This window comes from Microcoleus sp. BM001215392 (genome assembly GCF_036700185.1).
Lineage (GTDB): Bacteria > Cyanobacteriota > Cyanobacteriia > Cyanobacteriales > Microcoleaceae > Microcoleus.
This window is the reverse complement of the sequence record NZ_JAUBOJ010000024.1, coordinates 30110-36184: the sequence shown is the minus strand read 5'-3', so window position 1 is coordinate 36184 and position 6075 is coordinate 30110. Positions and strand designations below refer to the sequence as shown.

General features: G+C 46.3%; 7 protein-coding genes. 1 reads left to right on the top strand and 6 read right to left on the bottom strand.

What is annotated here, in order from left to right; translation table 11 throughout:
* Positions 1-306 precede the first annotated feature (306 nt).
* The 6 genes from QT974_RS04895 to petC form a co-directional block, all read right to left on the bottom strand.
* Positions 307-789, bottom strand: a complete 483-nt coding sequence (locus QT974_RS04895; RefSeq protein WP_333467397.1) for a hypothetical protein — start codon at positions 787-789, stop codon at positions 307-309.
* A 51-nt stretch (positions 790-840) separates the two neighbouring features.
* Positions 841-1893, bottom strand: coding sequence for an NAD(P)/FAD-dependent oxidoreductase (locus QT974_RS04890; RefSeq protein ID WP_333467396.1), 1053 nt, complete (start codon positions 1891-1893; stop codon positions 841-843).
* A gap of 296 nt (positions 1894-2189) precedes the next feature.
* A complete protein-coding gene (gene psbQ, locus QT974_RS04885) occupies positions 2190-2633 on the bottom strand; it encodes a photosystem II protein PsbQ (protein WP_333467395.1) in 444 nt (147 codons plus the stop codon).
* Between the two features lie 88 nt (positions 2634-2721).
* Positions 2722-3573, bottom strand: coding sequence for an alpha/beta fold hydrolase (locus tag QT974_RS04880; protein ID WP_333467394.1), 852 nt, complete (start codon positions 3571-3573; stop codon positions 2722-2724).
* A gap of 105 nt (positions 3574-3678) precedes the next feature.
* Complete coding sequence (gene petA, locus QT974_RS04875) at positions 3679-4668, bottom strand: cytochrome f (protein ID WP_333467393.1); 990 nt, start codon at positions 4666-4668, stop codon at positions 3679-3681.
* 265 nt (positions 4669-4933) lie between these two features.
* Entirely contained in the window at positions 4934-5476 is a 543-nt protein-coding gene (gene petC, locus QT974_RS04870) for a cytochrome b6-f complex iron-sulfur subunit (protein WP_333467392.1), read from the bottom strand.
* Positions 5477-5688: 212 nt separating this feature from the next.
* Here petC and QT974_RS04865 point away from each other — a divergent pair, with 212 nt between their 5' ends.
* Complete coding sequence (locus QT974_RS04865) at positions 5689-6006, top strand: DUF3067 family protein (protein ID WP_293224989.1); 318 nt, start codon at positions 5689-5691, stop codon at positions 6004-6006.
* Positions 6007-6075: the final 69 nt, after the last annotated feature.

Genomic DNA, 6075 nt, shown 5'->3' with positions numbered 1-6075 from the left:
TTAACTCAGGTTCATAGTGAGGACAGGTTCGTAGTGAGGAATGCAAGTCCTGATTAACTCAGGTTCATAGTGAGGACAGGTTCGTAGTGAGGAATGCAAGTCCTGATTGACTCAAACATAGAGAAAGGGCTGATACTCGCGCACCCTCGCGCGAGGGGGACGATCGCACTACACTCGGAAAACAATTATTCTGGTGTAAATAGAAAGGACTGAAGTCCTCACTACAAACCTCACTACAAACCTGGTAAATGGAAAGGACTGAAGTCCTCACTACAAACCTATGATATCGGTGTAATAATTTTCACCTTAAGCGTTAGCTGAGAGAAAAGGAAGGCTTTCGGCTAAGTTATCCTTGACTTCAATGCCCTGTTTTCTCGCCCAAAATTGGCTCAAAAAGTGAATTTGCCGCAAGCCGACAATTAAATTTAAACCTGGTACAAAAATCCACCAAACTGTTAGCGGTTCTTTCAGCCCTTCTTCTCGGTAAAGTTCGTTGACTGTGTTGTAAAGTTTGAACTGGACGATGTAAATCCAAGCAATTCCTAGGAAGGAAAACCAACCAAACCATCCGGGAACGTCGGGATCGAATATCCGCAAAGCTTGGGGGATGGCTACTCCTAACACAAAGGGTAATAAGCAAAGTGTCCCCGACCAACCCTTGCCGTTATAATTCCGCAATTCTTCTTGAATAATCCATTTGTACCAGCCGTAATATAGCAGCAAGCTGACTCCAGATAGCAAGATTACTCGCCACAAAATTCGTGGCTTTCCTAAGGGTTTTTCGGACATTTTTAGATGTAAGATATGAATGGCTTTATTTATTGTATTAACATTTGTTAATTATTGCAAAATCATCTCTCGGATCGATCGCGCGGTTGCAGGGGCCAGCAGCACGCCGTTGCGGTAGTGGCCGCTAGCGATGAAAACCTTGCTGTGACTGGGAAGCGCTTCGATAATTGGGGCTGGGCGTCCTTCCGGGCGCGGGCGCAATCCCGACCATTTTCGGATGATTTGGGCTTCGGCTAAGGCCGGACAAAGCGATCTCGCCCTTGCCATCACTTCATCCAACATATCAGCATTTGCCTGAATTTCCCCGCCATTTTCGGGAAACTCCACCGTCGCCCCTACCCAACATTCTTGATTTGCCAAAGGTACAATGTGAATGTCATCGCAGGTAATTACTGGTGCAAAATCTGGGTTTCCTAACGGATTTTTTGACCGCAAATGCAGCGCTTGTCCCAACACTGGGCGAATGTCCACCACTTGATTTAACGATGCGGTGACAGCGGCAGTACCTAAGCCAGCAGATACAATTAGTCGATCGAACTTGTCACTATCAGCAATTTGGGCCCCTGCAACTTCCACCCCAAACTCAAAAATCACCCCATTTTGTGTAGCAGCATCCACTAAAGCCAAAGTTAGTGCGATCGGATCGACTTGTCGGTCTTGAGGCGAATAAATCCCAGCAATTATGTTATTATTTAAATCAAGATGAGGGCAAAACTCGCGCACTCGTTCCACATCCCAAAGTTCCAATTCCCAACCTTGAGACTTGCGAGTTGCTGCTAGCTTTTCCCACTTACTTAAATCTTCTCCTTCGGAACACAGCATCAAAATTCCCTGTTTGTTAAATGGAATTTTCCGCCCTGTAACTGATTCCAATTCAGGAATCAAAGTTTCGTAGCGCTGAAGGCTGGTTTCTCGCAATTTCCAACTTCTGCCCTTGGTTTTGTGGCTGATGACTCCCATCAAAACGCCGAGGGCTGCACCTGTAGAACCTTGTGCGGGCGGCTGTTTGTCGAATACAGTTACTTTTAATTCTGGAAATTTACTTAGTTCAAAGGCGATCGAAGCCCCGACAATACCGCAACCAATAATTGCAACGCGAACCATTCTATTTTAGATTTTATATTTTAGATTTTACAGAAGAAGACGGGGCGGTTGAAACCCCGTCTATACAAACAAAACCTAGAAGAGTTGAAGAATACCCGGCGGTTAGAAACCGCGGCGACACAAACGAAACCCGCCTCCGCGGGTTGAAGAACGGGCAGTAAAAATTACGTTTTACGTTATTTTCTTTACACCACCTCGGTGGACTTCGTGTGTGTAGACGCGGTTTCAACCGCCGTGTTCGTATGTGTAAACCTGGTTTCAACCGCCGCCTACATCTGCGCGACAAACTAAAGCGATTAGGCTTTAGGAATTAGCTGCAAGAAAGTATCGAAATCCTTCACAGCTTTGCTATAACTAGCCGTGACTTTTGCATAGTCAGTCCCTTTAGCAGCGATGTCAATGTCTACCAAATCAGCAAACAAACTCTTGGTCAAATCAACAGCTTGTTGTTGAGATTTCGGCAACAAAGTGGCAGACACAGCTTTCATGGTACCGCGCAAGTCGCCGAGAGGCCCGTGAATGTAAGTTCTGGTATCAACCCAATTTTTTTTCTGAATCAGGGTTCCTAGGTTGTCCATGCGCGATCGGAACTCTGTCAGAGTAGGAACATAGCGCTGAATTTGTTGGATCTGGGCTGTTGTGTAAGTCGTGGGAACTTTTGCTTCGACACTGCTGCAACTAACCAGAAATGCCATCAAACACGCCATCATCAAGGCCAAAAATGAACGGGGACGAGTCATATTGATTTTAGATTTTAGATTTTAGATTTCTCGTTGCGCGCGGACACGGGTGCACCGCCCCTACGCACCGAGAGTTAGGTACAAAATATTATTTTACCTCGTGACGACGCAGAAAAGTTATCACAGCATCGCCAACTTTTTCTGACCAATGTTCTTGAGGATAATGGGCGACTTCTTCTAGGGTGACTAACTCGGCGTTTTTCATGGAGCTCACTAATTTTTGAGCGGGTTCAACACTCAGCCAAGGGTCGGTTAAACCCCACACAAATAAGCTTGGTTGTGTCCATCCTTGCAAGCCGGATTCTATTTCTGCCATTGACTGCGGTAATTGAATGTTGCGGACTGTGTTCATTAGCGATCGCCCCGCATCCGAACTCTTCAAAAACGGACTGCGATAAACATCTAAATCCTTGTCTGATATTGTCTTGCGGCTGCCGCCTTCGAGGGTTCTGTCCACCAAAAGCGGGTCTTGGGTCATCATGTCGCCAATAAAAGGCAGTCCCAACTGCTGCATTTTCCAAGGCAATTTTATATCTGCTGAAATTGGTGTATTTATAATCACTAAACGATCGATTTTATCGGGGTTTCTCAAAGCGTATTGAATGCCTGCTGATGCTAAAAATCCTTGGACTACCAGGGAAAATCGGTCTAGTTCGATCGCTTGAATGAAGCCTGCGAGGGCGTCAACAAAGGCATCGGGAGTATAAGCAAAGTCGCGTTTGTCGGGTTTTGCCGATCGCCCGCAGCCCACCCAATCCGGCGCTATCGAGCGAAATCCCCCTGTCGCCAAATCCGGCATCATGGCAGTCCAGGTAAAGCTTTGGGACGGTATACCGTGCAGCAGCAGTACAGTTCGTTTATCACTTTCGTTAACCGGGTTTGTTTCCCGATAAAACCATTCCAGCGCCCCTACTTTAACTTTTTTCTCATCAATTGACATTATTTTACCGATTATTTATCAAAGAGTAAGGCGGGTATTCCCCGCCCTACTTAGCTAATAGTTGGGTACGCACAAAGCACTTTACCCAACTAATCAAAGTCCTGCTTAGAAATTCATTTCAGCAGCTTGAACTTTTTCGACCTGTTTCTTCTTAAGAACCAGCATGATTTGAGCTAGCATGGTTATAGCCACGAAAGCCATCAATCCTTTAACTCGTCCTGCACTTTGCAGTACAATTTCCACGTCTTTTTGACCGAAACCACCCACATTAGGATTGTTCGTCAAAAGTTCGCCTGCTGCAACTGTTTGTCCTTCAGTAACAATCAGTTCTGGGCCTGCGGGAATTGTATCAACAACCGCTGCACCTTCTGTCGGTTGAATTGTTACTTCATAACCGCCATCTTCAGGTGTAGCAATCTTAGAAATACTGCCAGCTACCGAAGCATTATAAACAGCGTTATTGCTCTTGGCGCCTGTTGGATAAACCTGGCCGCGGCCGCGGTTTCCACCGACATAAATTAGATATTTGCCGTAGTGAACTGACTTGTCTGTTTCGGGATTTGGCGACAAAACTGGGAATACCAATTCTTTGTACTGTTCACCAGGCAGCGGGCCCACTAACACAATATTTTCTTGGGTTTCGCTGTAAGGTTGGAAGTAAAGATCGCCGACTTTTTCCTTCATTTCTTCGGGAATTCTGTCAGCGGGAGCAATTTTGAAACCTTCGGGTAACATCACAACTGCACCTATGTTCAAGCCGCCTTTGCTACCGTCGCCGGTAACTTGCTGCACGGTTTGATCGTAGGGAACTTTGACAATAGCTTCAAAAACTGTGTCAGGTAAAACAGATTGGGGGACTTCAATTTCAGTCGGTTTGGCGCCGAGGTGACAGTTAGCGCAAACAATGCGGCCTGTGGCTTCGCGGGGGGTAGCGGGTGCTGTTTGCTGGGCCCAGAAAGGGTAAGCGAATGCTGCTTGGGGAAGTGCGATGTCGCTACTGAGAAAAAATCCGGCGGCGGCGATCGCAATTAAGGCTGTTTTGGCGATCGTCCTGGCACTGCGGCGAAATATCGCAGATAAGTTAATTTGTGGCATCAGAGTATTAAATCTCAAAGGTTCAGACAATTTAGTGATTAGTCATTGGTTATTGGTCATTGGTCATTGGTTATTGGTTATTGGTTATTGGTTATTGGTTATTGGTTATTGGTTATTGGTTATTCGTTATTCGTTATTCGTTATTCGTTATTCGTTATTGAAACTAACTACCAACTACTAACTACTAACTACTAACTGCTAACTACTAACTACTAACTACTAACTACTAACTGCTAACTACTAACTGCTAACTAATGACTGCTAACTATGACCAGGTAGGTGCTTCGCCGGTGCGGAAATCTGTTTCTTTCCAAGGGGTAAAAGTCACCTTGTCATCTGCGACAGTGGCGTGGGCCAAGGCGAGAGATAAAGGTGCGGGGCCGCGTACCACTTTGCCCTCACTGTTGTATTGAGAACCGTGACAAGGACACATAAACTTGTTTTCGCTAGCATTCCAAGGCACGACGCAACCCAAGTGAGTGCAGACTGCGTTGATGCCGTATTCGGCGAGAGTTAAGTCTTTTTGCACCACCAGATAAGTGGGGTCGCCTTTGAGGCCTTGGGCCAAAGTGCGATCGCCCGCAGGGTGAGAAGTCAAATATTCGCTAACGATGATGTCGTTACCCAAGGCATCTTTAGCTGTCACGCCACCGCCAACAGCCCCACTCGACGGAGGAACAAAATATTGGACAACAGGATAGAGTGCGCCCAGTGCCACACCTGTGACTGTACCGAACGTCAGCAAATTCATAAATTGGCGACGCCCCATATCGGGGACATCGGGATTTCCAGCAGAAGATTGAGCCATGACCTGCCTTACGGTTTTAAGTTACGTTTGTTTGTTAGCTGTTAGCGAGCCTGTACGTGCAGAGGAAGCAGGATGATTACCGCCAATCTGCTCGCACAAATCTCAGGCCGCGAAAATTCCTTTAAGAATGCACCTTCCAGCCTTTATTAGAGTATTATTACATTTTTTGAACTTTGTCTTTTATTGTTTAACAGATTCACTCAGGAGCAACCATGACGGGCAAGGATTTACACCAGCTACTCCTAGAAAAATGGGGAAAGTCTTACGATATCAGATTGCGGCGAACGCGGGGCAAGATTTTTGTGCAGGTGATGTGGAAATATTTGGAACAAGTGTCTTTTCCGATGACGGAGGCTGATTATTTCGAGCATTTGGATGCGGTGGCCAATTACCTCAACGGCTGGGGCAGCACCGAACAGGTGAGAGAATATATTGTCACTACTCGCGATCGCCCGCGTTTGGGCAAAGCTGTCAGCGTTCCCCTCGATCTGGGTGAAAGAGCATCGGAGTGGTTGCTTGACGAGTTTTGAGTCCTCAGTCATTCGTCATCAGTCATCAGTCATCAGTCATCAGTCATCAGTCATCAGTCATCAGTCATC

Coding starts and splice junctions, on each gene's coding strand:
- QT974_RS04895 (WP_333467397.1), bottom strand. CDS start 789: ATGTCCGAAAAACCCTTAGGAAAGCCACGAATTTTGTGGCGAGTAATC.
- QT974_RS04890 (WP_333467396.1), bottom strand. CDS start 1,893: ATGGTTCGCGTTGCAATTATTGGTTGCGGTATTGTCGGGGCTTCGATC.
- psbQ (WP_333467395.1), bottom strand. CDS start 2,633: ATGACTCGTCCCCGTTCATTTTTGGCCTTGATGATGGCGTGTTTGATG.
- QT974_RS04880 (WP_333467394.1), bottom strand. CDS start 3,573: ATGTCAATTGATGAGAAAAAAGTTAAAGTAGGGGCGCTGGAATGGTTT.
- petA (WP_333467393.1), bottom strand. CDS start 4,668: ATGCCACAAATTAACTTATCTGCGATATTTCGCCGCAGTGCCAGGACG.
- petC (WP_333467392.1), bottom strand. CDS start 5,476: ATGGCTCAATCTTCTGCTGGAAATCCCGATGTCCCCGATATGGGGCGT.
- QT974_RS04865 (WP_293224989.1), top strand. CDS start 5,689: ATGACGGGCAAGGATTTACACCAGCTACTCCTAGAAAAATGGGGAAAG.